The sequence below is a fragment of the Brevundimonas bullata genome (genome assembly GCF_003350205.1).
GTDB lineage: Bacteria > Pseudomonadota > Alphaproteobacteria > Caulobacterales > Caulobacteraceae > Brevundimonas > Brevundimonas bullata.
This window is the reverse complement of record NZ_QLLC01000014.1, coordinates 47631-69561: the sequence shown is the minus strand read 5'-3', so window position 1 is coordinate 69561 and position 21931 is coordinate 47631. Positions and strand designations below refer to the sequence as shown.

The 21931-nt window shown below is 67.6% G+C and carries 18 protein-coding genes; 9 read left to right on the top strand and 9 right to left on the bottom strand.

The features are described 5' to 3' along the window. Positions 1–5 precede the first annotated feature (5 nt). On the bottom strand, positions 6–848 hold the full coding sequence (sseA, locus tag DXK21_RS08690) for a 3-mercaptopyruvate sulfurtransferase (protein WP_114817390.1): 843 nt from the start codon (positions 846–848) through the stop codon (positions 6–8). A 150-nt stretch (positions 849–998) separates the two neighbouring features. Between sseA and kdsA the strand changes: the two genes are divergently transcribed. From kdsA to DXK21_RS08670, 4 genes are read left to right on the top strand one after another with little or no spacing between them, the layout of a single operon-like run. Then, complete coding sequence (gene kdsA / locus DXK21_RS08685; RefSeq protein WP_211305993.1) at positions 999–1877, top strand: 3-deoxy-8-phosphooctulonate synthase; 879 nt, start codon at positions 999–1001, stop codon at positions 1875–1877. Between the two features lie 18 nt (positions 1878–1895). Next, positions 1896–3356, top strand: coding sequence for a D-glycero-beta-D-manno-heptose 1-phosphate adenylyltransferase (gene rfaE2, locus DXK21_RS08680; RefSeq protein WP_114817389.1), 1461 nt, complete (start codon positions 1896–1898; stop codon positions 3354–3356). Beyond that, positions 3353–4354, top strand: coding sequence for an ADP-glyceromanno-heptose 6-epimerase (gene rfaD, locus DXK21_RS08675; protein ID WP_245945161.1), 1002 nt, complete (start codon positions 3353–3355; stop codon positions 4352–4354). Before rfaE2 ends, rfaD begins: the two co-directional genes overlap by 4 nt. Further along, positions 4351–5460 (top strand): DUF3089 domain-containing protein, encoded by a 1110-nt coding sequence (locus tag DXK21_RS08670; protein WP_114817388.1) that lies wholly within the window; start codon positions 4351–4353, stop codon positions 5458–5460. The genes rfaD and DXK21_RS08670 overlap by 4 nt, the downstream gene beginning before the upstream one ends. On the opposite strand, the gene recG is transcribed toward DXK21_RS08670, so the two are convergent. After that, positions 5457–7547, bottom strand: coding sequence for an ATP-dependent DNA helicase RecG (recG, locus tag DXK21_RS08665; RefSeq protein ID WP_114817387.1), 2091 nt, complete (start codon positions 7545–7547; stop codon positions 5457–5459). The genes DXK21_RS08670 and recG overlap by 4 nt on opposite strands. An 83-nt stretch (positions 7548–7630) precedes the next feature. Between recG and DXK21_RS08660 the strand changes: the two genes are divergently transcribed. Both DXK21_RS08660 and mfd read left to right on the top strand, forming a co-directional pair. Then, the gene (locus tag DXK21_RS08660) at positions 7631–7948 is read left to right on the top strand and encodes an FAD assembly factor SdhE (protein WP_114817386.1); all 318 of its coding nucleotides are present in this window, start codon (positions 7631–7633) and stop codon (positions 7946–7948) included. A gap of 11 nt (positions 7949–7959) precedes the next feature. Then, on the top strand, positions 7960–11406 hold the full coding sequence (gene mfd / locus DXK21_RS08655) for a transcription-repair coupling factor (RefSeq protein WP_245945160.1): 3447 nt from the start codon (positions 7960–7962) through the stop codon (positions 11404–11406). A 130-nt stretch (positions 11407–11536) separates the two neighbouring features. On the opposite strand, the gene DXK21_RS08650 is transcribed toward mfd, so the two are convergent. Beyond that, positions 11537–13813: a fused MFS/spermidine synthase gene (locus tag DXK21_RS08650; protein ID WP_114817384.1), complete on the bottom strand. Its 2277-nt coding sequence runs from the start codon at positions 13811–13813 to the stop codon at positions 11537–11539. Between the two features lie 85 nt (positions 13814–13898). Here DXK21_RS08650 and DXK21_RS08645 point away from each other — a divergent pair, with 85 nt between their 5' ends. Further along, positions 13899–14393, top strand: coding sequence for a CinA family protein (locus tag DXK21_RS08645; RefSeq protein WP_211305992.1), 495 nt, complete (start codon positions 13899–13901; stop codon positions 14391–14393). Beyond that, complete coding sequence (locus DXK21_RS08640) at positions 14390–14632, top strand: sulfurtransferase TusA family protein (protein WP_114817382.1); 243 nt, start codon at positions 14390–14392, stop codon at positions 14630–14632. Before DXK21_RS08645 ends, DXK21_RS08640 begins: the two co-directional genes overlap by 4 nt. Here DXK21_RS08640 and DXK21_RS08635 read toward each other — a convergent pair. Further along, positions 14598–15518 carry a YihY/virulence factor BrkB family protein gene (locus DXK21_RS08635; RefSeq protein ID WP_245945159.1) on the bottom strand — a complete coding sequence of 307 codons (921 nt, stop codon included), beginning with the start codon at positions 15516–15518 and terminating at the stop codon, positions 14598–14600. The two genes, DXK21_RS08640 and DXK21_RS08635, sit on opposite strands and share 35 nt — an antisense overlap. Positions 15519–15715: 197 nt before the next feature. Between DXK21_RS08635 and DXK21_RS08630 the strand changes: the two genes are divergently transcribed. Continuing rightward, positions 15716–17020, top strand: coding sequence for a diguanylate cyclase domain-containing protein (locus DXK21_RS08630; RefSeq protein ID WP_114817380.1), 1305 nt, complete (start codon positions 15716–15718; stop codon positions 17018–17020). 68 nt (positions 17021–17088) lie between these two features. Here DXK21_RS08630 and DXK21_RS08625 read toward each other — a convergent pair whose 3' ends face one another. The 5 genes from DXK21_RS08625 to DXK21_RS08605 are packed head-to-tail and all read right to left on the bottom strand — an operon-like array spanning position 17089 to position 21886. Continuing rightward, complete coding sequence (locus tag DXK21_RS08625) at positions 17089–18138, bottom strand: sulfate/molybdate ABC transporter ATP-binding protein (RefSeq protein WP_114817379.1); 1050 nt, start codon at positions 18136–18138, stop codon at positions 17089–17091. Between the two features lies 1 nt (position 18139). Beyond that, positions 18140–19003 carry a sulfate ABC transporter permease subunit CysW gene (gene cysW, locus DXK21_RS08620; RefSeq protein ID WP_114817378.1) on the bottom strand — a complete coding sequence of 288 codons (864 nt, stop codon included), beginning with the start codon at positions 19001–19003 and terminating at the stop codon, positions 18140–18142. After that, entirely contained in the window at positions 19000–19845 is an 846-nt protein-coding gene (gene cysT / locus DXK21_RS08615) for a sulfate ABC transporter permease subunit CysT (RefSeq protein WP_114817377.1), read from the bottom strand. The genes cysW and cysT overlap by 4 nt, the downstream gene beginning before the upstream one ends. Then, positions 19842–20852 (bottom strand): sulfate ABC transporter substrate-binding protein, encoded by a 1011-nt coding sequence (locus tag DXK21_RS08610; protein WP_114817420.1) that lies wholly within the window; start codon positions 20850–20852, stop codon positions 19842–19844. Before DXK21_RS08610 ends, cysT begins: the two co-directional genes overlap by 4 nt. 14 nt (positions 20853–20866) lie before the next feature. Beyond that, entirely contained in the window at positions 20867–21886 is a 1020-nt protein-coding gene (locus tag DXK21_RS08605) for a cysteine synthase A (protein WP_114817376.1), read from the bottom strand. Positions 21887–21931: the final 45 nt, after the last annotated feature.

Here is a 21931-nt window from a genome sequence, read left to right as displayed (position 1 = left end):
ACGCTCTAGCCGACCACTATGGGGGTGTCGGCGCGTGCCCCCCATTCGGCCCATGAGCCGTCATAAAGCTGTGACGCGCGGCCCAGTTCGGCCAGGCCCAGGGTCAAGATGGCGGCGGTCACGCCAGAGCCGCAGCTGGTGATGACCGGACGATCCAGATCGACGCCGGCGTCGCAGAAGGCGGCTTGGAGTTCTGTGCCGCGCTTCAGTGTCCCATCCGCGTTCAGTAACTGGCTGAAGGGCAGGTTGAGCGCGCCGGGCATATGGCCGGCGCGGACGCCTGGGCGGGGTTCGGCGGCTTCACCTCGGAAACGCGGAGCCCCGCGCGCGTCCACGACCTGAACCTTGCCTCCCAATGCCTGACGGACCTGATCCAGATTGACGACGCTCTCGGCATTCAAGGCCGCGTCAAAGGCCGAGGCCTTGCGGGGAGCGACAGAACCGTGTTCCAGAGGCCGCCCCTCGGCGCGCCATTTCGGCAGGCCGCCGTCCAGCACGCGGACTCGCTGCGCGCCCATGGTCCGCAGCGTCCACCAGACGCGGGCGGCCGAGAAAAGGCCCTGGGCGTCATAGACCACGATGTCGTCACTCTCGCTGATCCCCATCTCGCCCATCGCCTCGGCAAACGCCTGGGGCGTCGGCAGCATGTGCGGATAGGGGCTGGCGTGGTCGGAGACGGCCTCGATGTCGAAGAAGACCGCGCCGGGCAGGCGCTCGGCCTCGAAGTCTGCTCTGGCGTCGCGTCCATCCAACCACCAGCTGGCGTCGATGATCCGCAAGTCGGGCGCGCCGAGGCGATCCGCCAGGGCTGAGGTCGAGATCAGAGGGCTGTGTGAAGGCGTGTGCATGGCGGCACGATAACACAGGCTGCCCAGCGGTGTGGTCAGGCGCTGAGTCGCCCTGTAGGTTGCGAAGCTGAGGGTTCGACGCCACCTGTCGGACGCAAAGTTGCGCCACAAACCGCGACTTTATCGATTCAAACAGCCGAAAGCGCCGCCGTGAACCGTCCCAACGCCGTCATCGAACTGTCCGCTGGCCTGAAGAAGCCCGTCGTGATCGGCGGCGGTCGCCGCATCGTCTTCATCGCCGGCCCCTGCCAGATGGAAAGCCGCCAGCACGCGCTGGAGACGGCGCATCGGTTGAAGGAGATCGGCGACCGTCTGGACGTCGGCATCATCTACAAAACCAGTTTCGACAAGGCCAACCGCACGAGCGCCACCGCCGCGCGCGGCATTGGCCTGAAGGACGCCCTGCCGATCTTTGCTGAAATCCGCGAAGTCACCGGCCTGCCGACCCTGACCGACGTTCACTCCGAGGCTCAGTGCGAAGGCGTGGCCGAGGCCGTGGACGTGCTGCAGATCCCGGCCTTCCTGTCGCGCCAGACCGACCTGCTGCTGGCCGCCGCCGCCACCGGCAAGGCGATCAACATCAAGAAGGGGCAGTTCCTGGCCCCCTGGGACATGAAGAACGTCATCGCCAAGGTGGTCGGCGCGGGCAACCCCAACGTCATGGCCTGCGAGCGCGGCGCCAGCTTCGGCTACAATACCTTGGTCAGCGACATGCGGTCGCTGCCGATCATGCGCGAGATCGGCTGTCCCGTCGTCTTCGACGCGACGCACAGCGTGCAGCAGCCGGGCGGGCAGGGCACGTCCTCGGGCGGTCAGCGCGAGTTCGTGCCGATTCTGGCGCGCGCCGCCGTGGCCGTGGGCGTGGACGCCGTCTTCCTGGAGACGCACGAGGACCCCGACAACGCCCCGTCGGACGGCCCCAACATGGTGCCGTTGGACCAGTTCGAGGCCCTGGCCGCTGAACTGATCGCTTTCGACGACCTGGCCATCAAGGTCGGCGCCAAGGCGCCGATGGCGAACCGGGCGTGAATCCGGTAGTTCGGCGTCATGGCTGAACGATCACTGGATTTGGGCGCGCTGCAAGGTCTGCTGGCGCAGGTGCATGAGCTGAAGGTCGCCTGCGTGGGCGACCTGATGCTGGACCGCTATGTCTATGGCGAGGTCAGCCGCATCTCGCCCGAGGCGCCGATCCCTGTCCTGCGCGCGCGCCGCACCGTGGCCATGCCCGGCGGCGTGGGCAATGTGGCCCGCAACGTCGCGGCTCTGGGCGGGCAGGCCCGACTGGGCGCTGTCGTCGGTCAGGATGCGGCGGGCGCCGAGCTGTCCGATCTCATCGCCGTCGAGGACCGGGTCGAGGACGCCCTGGTCCGCCCCGAGGGCGCGGCCACCATCGTCAAGACGCGCTTTGTCGCAGCCGGTCAGCAACTGCTGCGGCTGGACGACGAGCAGCCCGCAGCCGGCGGCTATGGCGAGAAGGCGGTGTTCAAGGACGCCAAGGCCATCCTGCTGTCTGACTACGCCAAGGGCGTGGTGGACGACGCCCTGATCGCGGCGGCGCTGTGGGCCGGTCGGGAATACGGCGCGCCGGTGATCGTGGACCCCAAGGGGCGCGACTTCGCCCGTTATGGCGCGGTCGATCTGATCAAGCCCAACGCCAGTGAGCTGGCCGGGGCGACCGGCCTGCCGGTCGAGACGGACGCAGAGGTGGAAGTGGCGCTGGCGGCCTTGCTGGCGGCGACCACGGCCAAGGCGGTCGTCGTCACGCGGGCGGGCAAGGGCATGACCCTGGCCCGTCGCGACGGCGGCGTGGTGCATTTCCCTGGTCGCGCGCGCGAGGTCTATGACGTATCCGGCGCCGGCGACACCTCGCTGGCGGCCTTGGGTCTGGCGCTGGGCGCAGGCGCGTCGCTGGACACGGCGGTGCAGTTCGCCATCCTGGCCTCGGGCGTGGTGGTGGGCAAGAGCGGTACGGCGGTCGTCACGCCCGCCGAACTGATCGAGGCCGAGATGAGCCAGCACGCGGCCCTGGCCCAGGCCAAGGTCACGCCGCTGGACGAACTGTCGGATCAGGTCGAGGCGTGGAAGCGTCAGGGCCTGAAGGTCGGCTTCACCAACGGTTGTTTCGACATCCTGCACCGCGGCCACGTGGCCTATCTGGCCCAGGCGCGCGGCTGGTGCGACCGGCTTGTGGTGGCGTTGAACACCGACGCTTCCGTGCGCCGTCTGAAGGGCGAGGGGCGGCCGGTCAATGATCTGGACAGCCGCGCGGCCGTGATCGGCGGTCTGGCCAGCGTGGATCGGGTGACGGCCTTTGACGATCCTACGCCGATGGCCCTGATCGAGCGGCTGCGGCCCGACGTCCTGATCAAGGGTGCGGACTATACCAAGGACAAGGTGGTCGGCGCGACCGAGGTCGAGAGCTGGGGCGGCGTGGTTCGCCTGGCTGATTTCGCCGACGGCTATTCCACGACCAGGACGATTGAGAAGATGACCGGAGACGCCCAATGATCCCGCGTATGATCGTTGTGACCGGAGGCGCGGGCTTCATCGGCTCCAACATCGTGGCGCGCCTGTGCGAAGCGGGCGCCTGCGACGTGGTCGTCTGCGACCGACTGGAAACGGCCGACCTCGCCAAGTGGAAGAATATCGCCAAGCACCCGATCGCCGACCTGTGGGCGCCGGAAGAGCTGTTCGAGCAACTGGAACGCCACGCCGAGCGCATCGAGGCCGTGGTGCATATGGGCGCCATCTCCTCGACGACGGAGCCGGACGCGGACCTGATCCTGCGCACCAATTTCAGCCTGTCGCGTGACATCTGGGACTGGTGTGCGCTTCGCGACGTGCGGATGATCTACGCCTCGTCGGCGGCGACCTATGGCGATGGCGAGACCGGATTTGAGGACCGCGATGATCCTGAGAGCCTGAATGCGCTTCGTCCGCTAAATGCCTATGGTTATTCGAAATACCTGTTCGATCAGTACGCCGTGCGTCAGGCGGATCGCGGACAGGCGCCGCGTCAGTGGGCGGGGCTGAAGTTCTTCAACGTCTATGGGCCGAACGAGGGCCACAAGGGTGGCATGAAGTCGGTCGTGGCCCAGATCTGGCCCAAGATTCAGGCGGGCGAGACGGTCAGCCTGTTTAAGTCGCACAACCCCAACTATCCCGACGGGGGGCAGCTGCGCGACTTCGTCTATGTCGATGACGTGGTGAACATCATCGACTGGCTGCTGCAGACGCCGGACGTGTCGGGTGTGTTCAACGCCGGATCGGGCCAGGCGCGGTCCTTCGCCGACCTGGCGCGCGCCACCTTCGCGGCGGCAGGCAAGGAAGCCTCCATCGCCTATGTGGACATGCCCGAGGCGATCCGCGATCGGTATCAGTACTTCACTGAGGCCAGCATGGACCGCATCCGCGCGGTCGGCTTCAACGGCCAGTCGACGCCGCTGGAAGAAGGCGTGCGTCGCTATGTTCAGGGCTTCCTGTCGCAGTCGGACCCCTATCGATGAAGAAGCCCCGTCTGACCTTGCGCCAATGGGTCGGCATCACGGGTTTTGCGCTGGTCTTCATCCTGGTCGCCGCCGTGGCCGTCTGGCGCGGCGACATCCTGAAGGCGGGCCTGGACCCCCAGGTGCCGTTCCAGACCTATGAGCCGCCGCCTGCGCCCAACTATGACCAGGCGGCGGCCTGGGTGCTGCGTGACGCCCGTGCGCCGGGGGCGGGCGCGGCCCACGTCTTCTTCGTCCATTCGACGACCTATGAAGGCGGCCAGCACTGGAACGGCCCCATCGATGACCGCAAGGCCGCCGACGACCTTCGACGCGGGGTCCTGCCCAACTATGCGGGGCCGTTCGCGCGCGCCGGCGACGTCAGCGCGCCGCGCTATCGTCAGGCCAGCCTCTATACACGACTGACCCTGCGCGAAGACGCACGCGAGGCCCGGGCCTTCGCCTATCGGGACGTTGACGCCGCCTTCAGCGCCTGGTTGCAAGCCCACCCCACGGGGCCGATGGTCCTGGTCGGGGCGGAGCAGGGGGCGGATCTTGTGGATCGACTGCTGCACGATCGTGTGGCGCATGATTCTGTTCTGAAGCAACGGCTTGTAGCGGCATATCTTATGGAAGGCGTCCTGCCGGAGGCTCGCTTTGGCGAGGTTCCGCTGTGCCAGAGCCGTGATGAGATCGGTTGCGCCCTGGCTTGGAGATCGGTCGAAGAGGGCGATGAGAGCGAGGCCAAGCGCGTGTTGCGCCGCGCCCTGGTCTGGGATGAACGCGGGGCCTTGATCAGCACGGAAGGCGCGGCGACGGCTTGCGTCAACCCGGTCACGGGGTCCGCAAAACGACCTGCATCGGCCATGCGCGACAGCCGCGGCGCCACCAATGCGACCAATCTGGAATGGGGCGCCCGCCCGGCCTTTCAGGGACGGATCGTAGCGGCGGAGTGTCGTGACGGAATCCTGTGGCGATCCCCGCTGAACTCGGAATCCTTCCGCCTGCGGGGGTCATGGGCCGACAGGCGCAAGATCCCGCCCTTCAACCTGTTCTACGCTGATATCGAGGCCGATGTTCTGGATCGCGTCAGCATCTGGGAAAAGATGAACGGGGCTGTCGGCTAGTCCACGCCGGGGCGGTCGTTGCGCCAGTCGAACAGGGATTCCAGCACCCGCACGGCCTCGCCGCGCGGACTGGTCAGGTCGGGGTCGCGGCCCAGGATCAGGCGGGCGTCGTCGGACGCCGCCAGCATCAGCGAGCGGTGCTTGATCGGATCGGCGAAGCGATAGGCGGGGAAGCCGCTCTGCTTCAGGCCTAGAGGGTCGCCGCCGCCGCGCAGACGGAAGTCTTCCTCTGCGATCTCGAAGCCGTCTTCGGTGCGGCGCAAGGTCTCCAAACGTTCGCGCGCCGTCTCGCCCAGGGCGCCGTCCTGTCCGCCGTACAGGAGGATGCAGGCGCTGGACTTGGCCCCGCGTCCGACGCGGCCACGCAGCTGGTGAAGCTGGGCCAGGCCGAAACGGTCGGCGTGTTCGATGACCATGATGGAGGCGTTGGGCACGTCCACGCCGACCTCGACGACCGTTGTGGCGACCAGAAGCGGGATGCGGCCTTCGGCGAACTCGGCCATCACCGCCTCGCGCTCGGCGCCCGGCATCTGGCCGTGGGCCAGGCCGACTTCGACCTGAAGGATGCGGCGCAGGTCGGCGGCGCGTTCTTCGGCAGCGGCCAGGTCGATGGCTTCGGACTCGGCCACCAGAGGGCAGATCCAGTAGGCCTGCGCGCCGCTGTCGATGGCCGCCTTCAGCCGTTTGGCCACCTCGCCGATGCGGACCAGGGGAACGACGGCGGTGGCGACGGGGGTGCGGCCCGGCGGCTTTTCCATCAGCCGGCTGACTTCCAGTTCGCCGTACTGGGTCAGTTCCAGCGTGCGCGGGATGGGGGTGGCCGACATGGTCAACAGGTGGACGCCGCCGAGGCTCGGGTCGCCCTTGGCCTGAAGTCGCTGGCGCTCGTTGACGCCGAAGCGGTGCTGCTCGTCGATGACGGCCAGGGCCAGGCGTTTGAATTGCACCGCGTCCTGGAAGAGGGCGTGGGTGCCGATGGCGACCTGGGCCTCGCCCGAAGCCAGGGCCGCCAGCCGTTTGCGCCGCTCGGCTTGCGTGTCGCGGCCGGTCAGCAGAATGGTCGTGATCCCGGCGTCTGCCAGCATGGGGGCGAGCCGCTGATAGTGCTGACGCGACAGGATTTCAGTCGGGGCCATCAGGGCAGACTGGAAGCCGCTGGAGGCGGCGTCGGCCAAGGCCAGGGCCGCGACGGCGGTCTTGCCCGAACCCACGTCGCCTTGCAGCAGCCGGCCCATCTGCTCGCCGGAGGCCAGGTCGGCGCGGATTTCCTCGATGGCGCGGGCCTGGGCGCCGGTCAGGGTGAAGGGCAGGGCGGCCAGCATCCGCCGCGAGGCCTCGCCCGCCGTGATTCGTGCGGCCGGCGTCACCTGACGCGCGCGGCGACGGCGCGCCAGGGCCAGTTGGTGGGCGAACAACTCGTCATAGGCCAGACGCTGACGCGCGGGGGCCTCAGGTGTCAGGTCCATTTCGGACGTGGGTGCGTGCAGGCTCTCCAGCGCCGCGCGCCAGCCGGGCCAGCGTCGGGCCGACAGCCAGGCGGCGTCCTGCCACTCGGCCAGCTCTGGAACAGCGGCCAGCGCGCCCTGCGCCAGCTTTCTCACCACGCGCGAGGTCAGGCCTTGGGTCGCCGGATAGACGGGTTCGGACAGGGGGATCTCGTCCGCCTTGTCCAGCGGCAGGATGTAGTCGGGGTGGGCGATCTGCACCTCGTTGTTGAAGCGCTCGACCTTGCCTGTGACCAGCCGCCGCTCGCCGCGCGGGGCCAGGCTCTCGATATGGCGCGGCGAGCCGGCGAACCAGATCAGGTGAACAAAGCCGGTGTCGTCCGAGGCCCGCATCTTCAGCGGCGCGCCGATCTTGTGCGGGGGGATCAGCCGGTCGATCAGGACGTCGAAGACGCCGATCTCGCCCTCAACGGCGGCGGCGGCGGTCGTGCGGCGGCGCTGGATAATCCCGGACGGCGACAGGAACAGCACGTCGCGCACCAGCGGGCCCGCCAGTTTATGCACCAGAGGCGCGCTTCGAGGCCCCACGCCCTTCAGGGTGGAGACGTCGGCAAACAGGGGAAAGAGAATCTCGGGCCGCATTAGCCTCAGCATAGCTGGCGAAAACGGAACGGGAACGCTATCTGATCCAACTCTTCACATGAACGGACCGGGCAAGGAAACGCGTGGCCGAAATTGACGCACGTCCAGAGGACACTCTGAAGCACCAACGCCTGGGCCGGATTTCGTATCGCGCCTGGCGACGCGGCTTCCGCGAAGCCGACATGGTGCTGGGCCCCTTCACCGATCAGGTCGGACCGACGCTGAGCGACGAGGAGCTGGATCAGCTCGAGACCCTGCTGGATGAAGAGGATCAGTACCTCTACGCCTGGATCATCGAGAAGGAGCCGACTCCGCCCGAGTTCGACGGGCCGATGCTGGCGCGCATCCGGACCTTCATGCGTGAACACGTTGCGGCGGAAGTGGCCAAGGGTATCGGTTGATGAGTGAGGCGATGGCGCGGCGTGACGTCGAACTGGGCGGCGCGCCCGAGGGGCTGGATGCGCTGGTCGTCGCCGAGCGGCTGAAGGCGCAGGGCGGCGTGGGCCTGCTGGTGGCGCGGGATTATCAGCGTTCGGGAAATTTCACTCAGGCGCTGAGTTTCTTCGCCAAGGATGTTGAAGTTCTTGAATACCCGGCCTGGGACTGTCTGCCTTACGACCGTCTGAGCCCGACCGCTTCGGTTGCGGCGCAGCGGATGGCGACCCTGACCCGTCTGGCCCAGCGCGATCCGTCGGACGTCAGACCGCTGCTGGTTGTCGCTACCATCGCCGCCGTGACCCAGCGGACGCCGCCGCGACACGCCGTCACCGGGGCCGGGTTCGAGGCCCGGGTGGGCCGTGACCTGGATACGGCGGCGCTGGAACGCTATGTCTCGGCCAACGGCTATGTCCGCGCCTCGACCGTGTCGGAACGCGGCGAATACGCCATTCGGGGCGGCGTCATCGACGTCTTCCCGCCGGGCTTCGAGGAGCCGGTGCGTCTGGACCTGTTCGGGGCCGAGCTGGAATCCATCCGCGCCTTTGATCCCGAGACCCAGCGCTCGACCCGGCAGTTGAAGCAGGTCGCCCTCCTGCCGGTGTCAGAAATTCTGCTGGACGCCGAGTCGATCTCGCGCTTCCGCACCGCCTATCTGAACCTGTTCGGCGCGGCGGGCGACGAGCCCATGTACGCTGCGGTCAGCGAGGGCGCGCGTCGTCAGGGTCTGGAGCACTGGCTGCCGCTCTTCTACGACCGGCTCGACACCCTGTTCGACTTCCTGCCCGACACGGCGCCGGTCTTCCTCGACAGTCAGGTCGAGCAGGCCCGCGCCGAGCGCTGGAGCCTGACGACCGATGCCTATGAGGCGCGCAAGGAAGCGGCCAAGGGCAAGGGCGGCGCGGCCTATCGCGCACCCGCGCCGCAGAGCCTCTATCTGGACGAAGTCGAGTGGAACAGCGCCCTGGCCGGTCGCGCCGTGCGCCGCCTGTCGCCGCTGGCCGCCGATGCGATGCGGGGCGGCGAGGACGCCGGCGGGCGTCTGGGCCACAGCTTTGCCGCTGAGCGCACTCAGGACAGCGTCAACCTGTTCGCCGCCGTGGCCCAGCACGCCGAGCGGCTGAAGGCCGACGGCAAGCGGGTCCTGTTCGCCTCGTGGAGCGAGGGCTCGTCCGAGCGTCTGGCGGCCATGCTGTCGGATCACGGCCTGGAACACGTCCTGCCGGTGCGCGACTGGGCCGATGTTCTGGCCTCGCCCAAGGACATCTATCTGCGCGCCGTCCTGCCGGTCGAGCATGGCTTTGTCACCGAAGACGTGGCGGTCATTTCCGAGACGGACATCCTGGGCGACCGTCTGGCGCGGCCCCGGCGCAAGCGGCGGGCCTCCAACTTCCTGGCCGAGGCCTCGGCCCTGACGGCGGGCGATCTGGTGGTCCACCTGGATCACGGCATCGGGCGCTATGAGGGCCTGAAGACGCTGGAGATTCAAGAGGCGCCGCACGATTGCCTGGAACTGCTCTACGCCGGTGACAGCAAACTCTATTTGCCGGTTGAAAACATTGATCTTCTGACTCGCTACGGCACGGACGCCGACGGGGTTCAGCTGGACCGTCTGGGCGGGGCGGGGTGGCAGGGCCGCAAGGCCAAGGCCAAGGAGCGTCTGCGCGCCATGGCCGAGGGCCTGATCGCCCTGGCCGCCAAGCGCGCCATGCGCGTGTCCGACGCCATCGTGCCGCCCTCCGGCCTGTTCGACGAGTTCTGCGCCCGCTTCCCCTATGAGGAGACGGACGACCAGTTGAACGCCATCGGCGACGTGCTGGAGGACCTGGGCAAGGGCACGCCGATGGATCGCCTGATCTGCGGCGACGTCGGCTTCGGCAAGACGGAAGTGGCGCTGCGCGCCGCCTTTGTCGTGGCCATGACAGGTCAGCAGGTTGCGGTCGTCTGTCCGACGACCCTCCTGGCGCGTCAGCACTTCAAGACCTTCAGCGAGCGCTTCGCCGGCTGGCCGATCACGGTGCGGCACCTGTCGCGCATGGTCACGGCCAAGGACGCAAACGAGACGCGTGCGGGGCTGAAGGACGGCACGTTCGAGATCGTCGTCGGCACCCACGCCGTGCTGGCCGAACAGGTCGGTTTCCGCGATCTGGGCCTGGTGATCGTCGACGAGGAGCAGCACTTCGGCGTCAAGCACAAGGAGAAGCTGAAGTCGCTGCGGGCTGATGTTCACCTGCTGACCCTGACGGCCACGCCCATTCCGCGCACCTTGCAGATGGCGCTGTCGGGCATCCGCGAGATGTCGATCATCGCCACGCCGCCGGTCGACCGTCTGGCGGTGCGGACCTATGTCACGCCGTGGGACCCGGTGCTGGTGCGCGAGGCCCTGCTGCGCGAGAAGTATCGGGGGGGGCAGGCCTTCTATGTCGCGCCGCGTCTGAAGGAACTGCCGGAAATCGAGAAGTTCCTGCGCGAGCAGGTGCCCGAGGTGAAGTTCGTCGTCGGTCACGGCCAGATGACACCGACCCAGTTGGAAGACGTGATGAGCGCCTTCTACGACGGCAGCTATGACGTCCTGGTCTCGACCACCATTGTCGAGAGCGGCATCGACATTCCGACGGCCAACACCCTGATCGTCCATCGCGCCGATATGTTCGGCCTGGCCCAGTTGCACCAGATCAGGGGCCGCATCGGACGGTCCAAGGCGCGGGCCTTCGCCTATCTGACGACGGACCCCAAACGGCCGCTGAGCTTGTCGGCGGAGAAGCGTCTGCAGGTGCTGCAATCGCTGGATAATCTGGGCGCCGGCTTCCAGTTGGCCAGTCACGATCTGGATCAGCGCGGCGGCGGCAACCTGCTGGGCGACGAGCAATCGGGCCATATCCGCGAGGTCGGGGTCGAGCTGTATCAGCAGATGCTGGAAGACGCCGTCGCCGAACTGCGCGAGCAGGGCGAGGAAGTGGCTGACCGTGGCTGGTCGCCGTCGATCAATGTCGGCGCGGCGGTCCTGATTCCAGAAGCTTACGTGCCAGACCTGAACGTTCGCCTCAGCCTGTATCGCCGTCTGTCGGACGCCGAACGCAGCGAGGATCGCGAAGCCCTGGCGGCTGAACTGATCGACAGGTTCGGTCCGCTGCCGGACGAGGCGCAGCAGCTTCTACGGATCGTGGGCATCAAGGCCAACTGTCGCACGGCCAGCATCGAACGCATCGATATCGGGCCTAAGGGCGCGGTGCTGACCCTGCGCAACAACAGCTTCCCCAATCCGATGGGACTGGTCGGCCTGATTCAGAAGAACCAGGCCTTCTGGAAGCTGAGGCCCGATCAGAAGATCGTGGTGAAGGGCGAATGGCCGACACCCGGAGACCGTCTGAAGGTGGCCGAGCGGATCACCGCCGATCTGGCGCGGGTCGCGGGGGCGGCTTAACCAGCAGAAGACGTCATCCCGGCCGAAGAGCCGGGACCGCCCAGGACGCGATGGTTTGGATCGATGGTCTGAACGCCGCGTCTCTTGCGGTCCCGGATAGCGGCTGCGCCGCTTCCGGGATGACGCTGTCCTAGCCGCGTCCCTTCATCTGCCTGATCAGGGCGCCGAACAGATTGACGTAGTCGTCGGTCCAGGGGCGCACCTCGGTCGGGCCCAGCTTGCGCCAACGTCCGTCGCTCTTGAAGTCCGCCAGGCCTTCGGGCGTGGGCGAGATGGCCAGGGCCTCGGTCGAGGCCTCTGACATCTCGGGTGCGTTGGGCTGTTCGACATAGATCTGATGCAGGTCCGCCGCGCCCAGTTGCCGGGCGGCGGCGACCGCCGGCATGGCGATTTCGAGGTTGCGGTTGGACAGGTGCAGAACGACCACGCCGTCGGGCTTCAGCAGGTTCAGATAACCCTGAATGGCTTCGACCGTCAGCAGATGCGTCGGTACGGCGTCCGACGAGAAGGCGTCGATGATCAGCAGGTCATAGGTGCCGGGCGCTTCCTTCGCCATGGTCAGGCGGGCGTCGCCCAGAACGGTGCGGATCGGGCCATCGGCGCAATGCGAGATATAGGTGAACCAGGACGGGTCGCGCGACACGCGGTCCACCATGGGGTCGATCTCGAAAAAGGTCAGTTCGTCCTCGGCGCGTTTATAGGCCGCCATGGCGCCGGAGCCCTGACCCACGACGCCGATCCTGGCGGCGGGCGTCCGGGCCTGGATGCGTTGTGCGGCCTGCCCCAGCGGGGTGGCGGTCGCATAGTACATGGTCGGCATGCAGGCGAAGCCGGGCGCGCGCGCCTGGGCGCCGTGCAGGGTGGTGCCGTGCATCAGGACATGAACGTCTCCGCCCATGCCGTCGTCGCGCGTGACGGCGACCCGCATGACGCCGAAGAAGCTGCGCTCGGTCAGGTTCCAGTCATACCCGCGTCCGACATGGTGCGCCGACAGGGTGATGACCCCGATGATGATGGTGAACAGGACGGCCCGGTCCCGCACCAGGAAGGCGCAGATCGCCGCCCCGCCCAGAATGAACTGCACCACCTGAAGCCGGGCCTGGTCGCTGAGCAGGGCGCGGAAGTCGGGGTTGTACCGCATGAACTCCAGAATGACGGGCGGCGCGATGGCGACGCCGACGCCGATGAGCAGGATGACCACATCGCGACGAGACAAGGCGCCTTCGCCCCAAGGCCGGGCCAGTCCGACCAGAACCATGACCAGCGGATATTCCCAGACGCCGTTGAAAATGACCGGCGCGATCAGGGCGTTGAAGGCCCCGCCGAGGACGCCGCCCAGCGACAGCAGAAGATAGAACTCGGTCAAACGATCCGGGGCCGGCCGTCGCGCGGCCAGTCGCTGATGACACATCAGGGCCGTCAGAAAGAAGGCTGCGAGGTGTCCCAACAGCAGAAACAGCCACTGGCCCGTCGTCATGCCCACAAGGCTGACGACGATGGCGCCGAGCGCCGCCTGAAGCACCAGCGTGGTCGGCAGGCTGATCCACGGTCTGGCCTGGAAGGCGATGACGAAGGTCAGCAGATAGAGGGCCAGCGGCGCGACCCACAGGAAGGGGGCTGAGGCCACGTCGGTCGAGAGATGGGCGGTGACGCCCAGCATCAGGCTGGACGGCGCCGCGGCCAGCAGGACCAGAATGCCCTTCTCGCGCCACGGGATCGGGGCGCTGATGGCCAGAGGGGCGGGCTCGGGCGCATCCTGAACCCGCCGACGCCAGACCGCCACGGCCAAGCCGACCACCAGCAGGACGAACAGAGCGTATCCGCCGGTCCAGGTCGTCCGCTGGCCTGACAGGGACATCAAGGGTTCGATCAGGGCCGGGTAGGCGAGCAGGGCCAGGAAGCTGCCGAGGTTGGAAGCGGCGTAGAGAACATAGGGGTTCTGGCCGTCCGCATGACCAGCACGCACCCGTGCGTACCAGGCCTGAAGCAGGGGGGCGGTGGCCGACAAGACGGCGAAGGGCGCCCCGACAGACAGGGCCAGCGTCGCCAACAGCCAGGCCGTTGGAGCCGTGGGATCAGGCTCGCCCAACAGGCCGCTGATCTGCAAGGGCAGGAAGGATGAGGCGGCCAGCAACAGGCCCAGGTGAATGGCTGCTTGCCATCTCAACGACCGGACCCGCTGTAGCAGGTGGGCGTAGCCGTAGCCGACCAGCAGCGCCGTCTGGAAGAAGACCATCGAGGTGTTCCACACCGACGGCGAGCCGCCGAGCATGGGCAGGACCAGCTTTGTCACCATGGGCTGGACGATAAAAACCAGCGACGCCGACGTGAAAATGGCGACGGCGAACAAGGCGGGTGTTATCGCATCGGCCTTGCGAACGGCCGTCGTCATGGTGGAATCGGTCATTCGCGATCCGCTGGTATCGGCGTGGTCGTCTGACCCGCCCCCTAGCCAGCAGTTTTAGACCGACTCGTAGACGGAGCGCATAGCGATGTTCCCGCAAGATATCGAAGCCTCAGCCACAGCCGTCATCCAGGCCGCGCTCAAGGCCGGCGTCATGGTCGCCACGGCTGAAAGCTGCACTGGCGGCCTGGTGTCCAGCGCCCTGACGGCCATTGCGGGATCGTCGGCGGTGCTTGATCGGGGATTCGTCACCTACAGCAATGAGGCCAAGGGCGAGATGCTGGGCGTCTCGGAGGATCTGCTGGCGCGATTCGGCGCGGTGTCGGAACCTGTGGCCAGGGCGATGGCTTCGGGCGCGGTCGAGCGGTCGCGCGCCTCGGCGGCCGTTTCCATCACCGGGGTCGCGGGTCCCGGCGGCGGTTCAGAGGAAAAGCCGGCGGGCCTGGTGCATTTCGCCGCTGCCGGCCCCGGCGGCGCGGTCGTTTATGTCGAGCGTCGGTTCGGCGATATCGGGCGCGAGGCGGTGCGGCTGGAAAGCGTCCGCGTCGCCCTGGCCCTTCTGCTGGAGGCGGTTTCGGCGTGAGCGAGGCGGTTGTGGTTGATGCACGGGGCCATCGCTGTCCGGTGCCCAGCCTGCGTCTGCGCAAGGCGATGGAAGGGCTAAGACCGGGCGCGCGTCTGATCCTGTTGGCGACCGATCCGATGGCGCGGATCGACGTGCCTTATCTGATGGGCGACCTGGGCGGGACGGTCTGCGAGGTGGAGGAGCAGGACGGCGTCCTGCGCATCACTGTCGAGACTGGCGCCGCTCCGACAGATTGACGACTGAAGCGCTGATTTCAATCTCCGGCGCTTCGGGCTTCCAGGCGATTTCCAGTTCCGTGGCGAAGGCGCCGCCATAGAAGATGGCGTTGACGTTCCACGACAGCCAGATCAGCAGCACCACGACCGCGCCGACCGAGCCGTAGGTGGCCCCGAGCTGGGCGATCTGCTCGACATAGATGGCGCAGAGCCACGAGAAGACCGATGACATCACCGTCGCCATCAGTCCGCCCAGCAGGGCCGGCGTCCAGGCCACGCGCGTCTTGTGGGACATGGCGTAGCGATAGAGCATGGTCAGCCCCAGCCATAGACCCAGCGACGGCCACAGCCCATCCAGCGGCAGGGTCAGCCAGGCGAGGATTCGGGAATCCTGCGTGTGTTCCAAAAGCCGGGAGGTGACGACCGCGCCCGACACGACGGTGAACAGGGCGAAGGCGAACAGGGCGACGAAGACGGCTAGAAGATTGAACTTGAAGAAGCCGTGGGGTTCGGTTTCGTCGTGGATCAGATTAAGTCCGGCCAGCAAGGCCTTGAAACCACGGTGTGCGGCGTAGCCGCCGATCACCAGGGCCAGGGCGCTCTGCGCCGAGACGGTGCGCGCCGAGGTATGGGCCAGGCGCTCGATTTCATTGATGAAGATGGCGCGTGCGGCGTGCGGCAGAACATCGGCCAATGCGGTCGCCTGCTCGCTGACCTGACCGATCGACAGGACCGCCTTGTAGAAGCCGATCAGGATGGCGATGGCGGGGAATAGCGCCAGCAGGGCGAAAAAGGACACGCCGCCGGTATAGAGCATGACGTCACGCCCCCAGCTGCGAGCGAAGGCGCGCACCGCCAGGCGACCCCAGAACAGGGGCTGGGCCAATAGGGAGGTGGGCTGATTCAAGCTTTCGCCTCGATCATCGTCAAAGCGACCGATTAACCTCATTTGCCCTATGGGGAAACCCACCGAAGACAGCGATGGTTTTGCACCGCTGTCTCTTGCGGCCCCCATTGCTAGATCGGCGACGTGATCAGTATCATGGTCCCGGCCTGGAGCATCGGCGTCGGGGGCGAGCCGTCCAGGCCATGGGAGAGAAGTGTTTGGATTCCGATCCGCGTCTATTGGTCGTCGCTGTTGATGACGTCCTGATCGGTCCCCTTTGCGAGGGGTTGGATCATCTGGGCTGGACCACCCTGACGGGGCGATCCCTGAACGCTGCCGAACAGGTGTTGAAGGACATGACGGTCGACGCGGCTGTCGTGGATGCGCGCGGACTGGAGGGCCAGGACATTGTCGCGCGCCTGCGCAAGGCCGCCGCGCCACGCTATCTGCCCATCCTCATGATTGGAAGCAGCGCGGCCGAGGGCGGCGATGTGGACCTGATGATGTCGTCGCCGCCGCATCCGTCGCAGGCCGCCCTGCGGCTGGAGCAGCTGATCCGGGCGGGCATCGCAGAAGAAGAATTCCGACTGAGGCAGGCCACCTTCGCCGCCCACGGGGTGACGTTGACGGCGCCGGATCTGGGCGAAACGCCGCTGCAGATCCTGACCGCCGGGGCGGCTGACCGTCGCTTCCTGGCCATGTCCAACGCCCTGTCGGCCGCCGGCGCCGAGGTCGTCGCTGCGCCGACGCCCTATACCGCCTTTGACTATCTGCACGAGCGGGCGTTTGACGCTGCTGTTCTGTGGGGCGGTCAGGATCACGCCCCGGCCTTGTCGATCGCGTCGGGGATGAAGCGGAACACCCGCCTCTATCATATCCCGCTGGTCCTTTATTTGCGCGGCGCGGCCGAGGTCGAACTGGAAGATCTCTTCCGTCGTGGCTTTGCCGACGTCGCCGCCGCCGAGACGCCGGAAGACGAGACCGCAGAACGGGTTCTAGCCCTTGCGCGCAATCATCGTCGCCGTCAGGCGATCCGACGCGCGCTCGATTCCGTGCGCGGCTCGGACCTGATGGACAGCGCCACGGGACTGTTCACTCGGGACCTGTTCGCGGCGCACCTGGGCCGAGTGGCCGAGGGCGCCCGGTCGCGCAATCGCGCCCTGTCTGTATGCGTCCTGAGGGTGGCTGAGCGCGAGCCGGTGGCTCAGGCCCGTAGCGGAGGCTGGCTTGACCGCGCGATGCCGCAGATTGGCGCCATGGTGTCACGCCTGGTGCGGGTCGAGGACACGGCGGCGCGTCTCGGGCCTGAGCTGTTCGCCCTAGTGCTGCCGGCGACGGGGGCAAGGGCGGCGCGTCTGGCGGCCGAACGAATTTCGGCGGTCATCGCCTGCACCGCCTTCGACGCCGGCAAGGATCGCTCGCCCTTCGTGGTCGAGTTTGACGTCGGCGTGGCCGAGATGCTGGACGGCGAAACGCCCGCAGCCGTTCTGGAACGGGCCTCGGCTGACCTGTCAAAAAACTGAGGACGATTGATCGCTAACGCTCAGCAGGCAGCTGAAACCCGCGCCGATGACGGCGACAGGCGGTCCGCTCATGCGCTTTTCGTCAGGGTGTCTCCGCGCTCGGCGAGGACGTGAAAACGGCGGGGGTGAAGGCGGACCGGCTCTCCGGGAGCGAGGATTGTGAGCGGGTCGCCGACGGCGCGGTCCAGCTCCAGTCTGCGGCCATGCAGGGACACGGCGACGCGCGCCCTGTCACCGCGTCGCAGGCTGGATATGACCACGCCGAACAGGCCCGTGTCGCTCGCCTCCAGATCTTCGGGGCGGATGCAGAGGAAGGCGTCGCCGGTGGGGGCGTCGGAGGGGGCGCGCCAGTCGCTGGACATGACCTCGCCGCGCGCCACCGTGGCCTGAAGCTGGAGGCCTTCGCCGAGGAAGTCGTGGACGAAGGCCGAGGCGGGGCGGTCGTAGAGGGCCTGGGGCGTGTCGACCTGCTCGACCTTGCCCTGACGCAGGATGACGACGCGGTCCGCCAGCTCCAGCGCCTCTTCCTGATCGTGGGTGACGAGGACGGTCGTCACGCCGGTCTGCTCATGGACCTGACGCAGCCAGCGACGCAGGTCGCGGCGGACGCGGGCGTCCAGGGCGCCAAAGGGCTCGTCCAGCAGCAGCAGGCGCGGTTCGATGGCCAGGGCGCGGGCCAGGGCCACGCGCTGGCGCTGGCCGCCGGAAAGCTGGCTGGGGTAGCGGGCGTCGTAACCTTCCAACTGGATCAGCCGCAGCAGGTCGTGGACGCGCTCGGCGATTTCGGCGCGAGCTGGGCGTGATCCGCGCGGGCGGACCTTCAGGCCGAAGGCGATGTTGTCGGCCACCGTCATGTGGCGGAACAGGGCGTAGCTTTGGAACACCATGCCGACGCGGCGCTCGCGCGGGCTGAGGGCCAGGAAGTCCTCGCCGTTGAACCGGACCTGTCCGGCGGAGGGGCGGTCCAGCCCGGCCATGATGCGTAGAAGCGTGGTCTTGCCCGAGCCGGAAGGGCCGAGCAGGGCCAGGAACTCGCCGTCTCGGACGGTCAGGCTGACGTTGTCCAGGGCGGGCAGGCCGTCATAGGCGCGGGTGATGGACTGAATGTCGAGGGTCATGTCAGCGCCGCCCCCTCGCGGCGAGGTCGTCGGCGTGGCGGTGCTCGAGGAAGGACTTCAGAACCAGGGTCAGGAGCGCCAGAACCGCCAGCAGCGCGGCGGTCGCGAAGGCGCCGACGAAGTCATACTCGTTGTAGAGAATCTCGACGTGCAGCGGCAGGGTGTTGGTCAGGCCGCGAATGTGCCCGGACACGACCGAGACGGCCCCGAACTCGCCCATGGCGCGCGCGTTAGCCAGCAGCACGCCGTAAAGCAGGGCCCAGCGCACGTTCGGCAGGGTGATGAAGAGGAAGATGGCGGAGGGGCGGGCGCCGAGCGTCAAGGCGGCCAGTTCCTCGTCCGAACCTTGTTGCTGCATCAGGGGGATCAGTTCGCGCGCGACATAGGGCAGGGTCACAAGGATCGTCGCCAGGACAATGGCGACCGGGGTGAACATGATCTGGAGACCGGCGGCGTTCAGCCAGGGCGCGAACCAGCCCGAGGCGCCGAACAGCAGGACCCAGACCAGGCCGGAAATGACCGGAGACACTGAGAGCGGCAAGTCGATCAGCGCCATCAGCAGGGTCTTGCCGATAAAGTCGAACCGGGTGACGCACCAGGCGGCGGCCAGGCCGAAGACGGCGTTCAACGGTGTGGCGATGGCCGTGGTCAGCAGGGTCAGGCGGGCGGCGGCCCAGACGTCGGGCTGGGACAGACTGGCGACGGCGGCGCCCAGGCCTTTTCGCAGGGCTTCGACCAGAATGACGCTGAGCGGGGCCAACACGATGAGCGTCAGCCACAGCAGGGCCAGACCGATGAGCAGGCCGCGACCGAGGCTGAGGTTGCGGGGGCGAGCCGCTGAGAGCCGCAGGGTTTCGGCCGTCATGCGCCCCGCCTCGCGATCAGGCCTTGCAGACCGTTGAAGCCGAGCAGGATGAGAAAGGACAGGATCAGCATGGCCATGCCAATGGTCGCGGCCCCGGCATAGTCGAACTGCTCCAGCTGGGTGACGATCAGCAGGGGCGCGATCTCTGACCGCAGCGGCATGTTGCCGGCGATGAAGATGACCGAGCCGTATTCTCCGACCCCGCGCGCGAAGGCGAGACCGACGCCGGACAGCAGGGCGGGCAGGACGGCGGGCAGGATGACGCGCGTGGCGCGCTGAAACGGCGAGGCGCCCAGGGTCTCGGCCGCGGCCTCGACCTCCTGATCCAGGTCCTGAAGTACGGGCTGGATGGAGCGGACGACGAAGGGCAGGCCGACGAAGATCATGGCCACGACCACCCCAACCGGGGTGTAGGCGATCTTGACGCCCAGCGGCGCCAGCAGGCCGCCGATGGGTCCGTTCTGGGCGTAGAGGGCGGTCAGGGCGATGCCGGCCACCGCCGTCGGCAGGGCGAAGGGCAGGTCGATCACCGCATCGGCCAGCCGCTTGCCGGGGAAGTCGTAGCGGGTCAGCACCCAGGCCAGCAGCCCGCCCATGATCGCATTGACGGCGGCGGCGACGGCGGCGGCGATGAAGCTGAGCCTCAGGGCCGCCTGGGCACGCGGCGAGGCGACGGCGGCGATGACGTTGTCGAAACCGTTCTCCCAAGGCCGGATCGCCAGGGCGGTCAGGGGGATGAGGACGAAGAGCGACAGATAGGCGACCGTAAATCCCAGCGAGAGGGAGAAGCCGGGAAGGGGGCTGGGGGTTCTCCAGGCACGTCGACCGGCCTGTCGGGTCACGGTCGTTGGCCGGGTTGATGGATATGGTCGAAGACGCCGCCGTCGGCGAAGTGGCGCTTCTGAGCCGCGCTCCAGCCGCCGAAGTCGGAGATGGCGACCATGCGGATCTGAGGGAACCGGTCAGCGAAGCGGGCAGCCACGACCGGGTTGCGCGGGCGATAGAAGTGTTGGGCGGCCAGAACCTGAGCCGGTTCGTCGTAGAGTTGGCTCAGGTAGGCTTGGGCGCGGTCGCGCGTGCCCTTGCGGTCCAAGACGCTGTCAACCACGGCCACCGGCGGTTCGGCCAGGATGGAGAAGGGCGGGGCGATGATGTCGACCTTGTCCGGTCCCAGTTCACGGGCGGCGAGGAAGGCTTCGTTCTCCCACGTCAGCAGGACGTCGCCGATGCCGCGCTGGACGAAGGTGGTAGTCGACCCGCGCGCGCCGGTGTCGAGCACCGGCACGCGGCGGAACAGTTCGGTGACGAAGGCTTGCGCCGATGGCTCCGTCCCGCCCGGACGCCGCAGGGCGTCGGCCCAGGCCGCCAGATAGTTCCAGCGTGCGCCGCCGGAGGTCTTGGGATTGGGGGTTATGACTTCGACGCCGGGTTTGAGCAGATCGGGCCAGTCGTGAATGGCCTTGGGGTTCCCCTTGCGCACCAGGAAGACGATGGTCGAGGTGTAGGGCGAGGCGTTGTTCGGCAGACGGGTCTGCCAGTCGGCGGCGATCAGGCCGCGCGCGGCGATCTCGTCGATGTCGGAGGCCAGGGCCAGGGTGACGACGTCGCCCGGCAGGCCGTCGATGACGGCGCGGGCCTGCTTGCCGGAGCCGCCGTGAGACTGTTCAACCGCAAAGGACGCGCCGCCGTCGTCGCGCCAACGGGCGAGGAAGGCTTCGTTATAGGCGCGGTAGAACTCACGCGTCGGGTCATAGGAGACGTTGAGCAGGGCGGCCTGGGCGCCCTTGGGCTGGGCGCAGCCGCTGAGGGCCAAGCCTCCGGCGCCGAGCAGAAGGCCGCGACGGTCCATGGTCAAGCCCCCCATCACGCCGACACGCGCACATCATCCTTGACCCAGTGCGGGGTCGGCAGCCCCTTGCTGCGCAGGAACTCCGCGTTGAACAGGCGCGAGGCGTAGCGCGTGCCGGGATCGCACAGGACGGTGACGATGGTCTTGCCCGGTCCCAGGTCGCGCGCCAGCCGCACGGCGCTCGCCAGATTGACCCCTGAGGAGCCGCCGAGCGACAGACCCTCGTGCGACACCAGATCGAACAGAATGGGCAGGAATTCAGCGTCTTCGATCCGATAGGCGAAGTCTGGGGTGAAGCCTTCGAGGTTGCCGGTGATGCGGGCCACGCCGATGCCCTCGGTGATCGAGCTGCCCTCGCCGGTCATCTGACCCTGGGTGAACCAGTTGAACAGCGCGGCGCCCGCCGGGTCGGCCAGGGCGATCTTCACCGCCGGGTTGTGTTCGCGCAGGAAGGCGCCGACGCCGGCCAGCGTGCCGCCGCTGCCGACGGCGCTGACGAAAGCGTCGACCTTGCCCTGGGTCTGTTCCCATATCTCGGCGGCGGTGCCTTCATAGTGGGCGGCGCGGTTGGCGATGTTGTCGAACTGATTGGCCCAGAAGGCGCCGTGGGGCTCGGTCAGGTTCAGCTTGCGCGCCACTTCTTCGGAGTAGTGGACGAAGTGGTTGGGGCTGGAGAAGGGGGCGGCGTCCACCTCGATCAGCCGTGCGCCCAGGGCGCGGATGGCCAGCTTCTTCTCTTCGGACTGGGTGCGCGGCATGACGATGACCACGCGGTGGCCCAGCGCCGCGCCCACCAGGGCTAGGCCGATGCCGGTATTGCCCGCTGTGCCTTCCACGATGACCCCGCCGGGCCGCAACGCGCCCGAGGCCTTGGCCTTTTGCACGATGGATAGGGCGGCGCGGTCCTTGATGGACTGGCCGGGGTTCAGGAACTCCGCCTTGCCTAAGATCTCGCAGCCGGTGGCGTCCGACAGGCGATTCAGGCGGATGAGCGGCGTGTCGCCGATGAGGTTGATGATGCTGGCGATGGACAAGGGATGTCTCTGGATCAGGTCTTGGGAAGGGGCCGGCGATGTGTG